Raw genomic sequence first — 833 nt, forward strand, 5'->3', positions numbered from 1 at the left:
GACGGGGACGACAGGGTCGGGGATGGCGGCGGCACGGTGGGGACCGGGCGTGGCAGCCCGATTCAAGGCGATCTTCGTCATGACAAGGAAGCCGACGGCGGGCAGAGCGGCGGCGATCCACCCGATGACGGACTGTTCCGCTTCCACGACCTGCGCGGCGATGGACAGGGTGACCGCACACATCAGGACGGTGGCGGGGAACCTGGTCGAGGCGTGCTGGCGTTTGCGGTAACGCAGCTCCAGTCCGGCAGCGATGGACATCAGCTCCAGGACGATGGCGTCGGCCCAGGCGAGCCAGCCGTCCTGACCGTGGGAGGCGGCGACGTTGTGGACGTGGGTGAAGCTTGCCGCCCCAGCGGCGCCACCGATCGTGAGCATGATGACGATCTGGGTGAGGTTCTCGGCACGCGATCCGCGTGAGGGCGGCACGTCGAAGGAATCTGCGCCGGCGGGGGCGCTGTGCTGCTGATCAGCCGTCGCGGCTGTGGGTAGGGCCATAGGACTCCTCGGAACGGGAGGGACAGGGCATGAGCTGACGGGCTGACATCACAGCGGTTCCCCTCCCGGTCGAGTCGTCGGCAATCCAACCTGCCTACTCATGGACGCGCGTTGCGGTGCGTCTTGTCAAGGCCCACGGCCAAGCCGGATGGCACGCCGCTGCCGCATGATCAGATCGCCGTGTGACCCCCTGGGGAGTAGCCCTCTAAGAGCCTGGTAAATAAGGGTTTCAGGTGTTTTGGTGGCGGGCGAGGCGGCGGGTCATGACGATGATCATGGCCCATTGGACCATCGCGGCGTGGTGGTCGGGTAGCCGTTCGTAGTCGCGGACGGTG

General features: G+C 66.9%; 1 protein-coding gene. It reads right to left on the minus strand.

What is annotated here, in order from left to right; genetic code table 11:
- The coding region (locus DKT69_RS00130) for a DUF2637 domain-containing protein (RefSeq protein WP_146230938.1) at positions 1–378 on the minus strand (378 nt) is incomplete at its 3' end.
- Between the last annotated feature and the right edge of the window lie 455 nt (positions 379–833).

The organism is Micromonospora sicca, from assembly GCF_003172935.1.
Lineage (GTDB): Bacteria > Actinomycetota > Actinomycetes > Mycobacteriales > Micromonosporaceae > Micromonospora > Micromonospora sicca.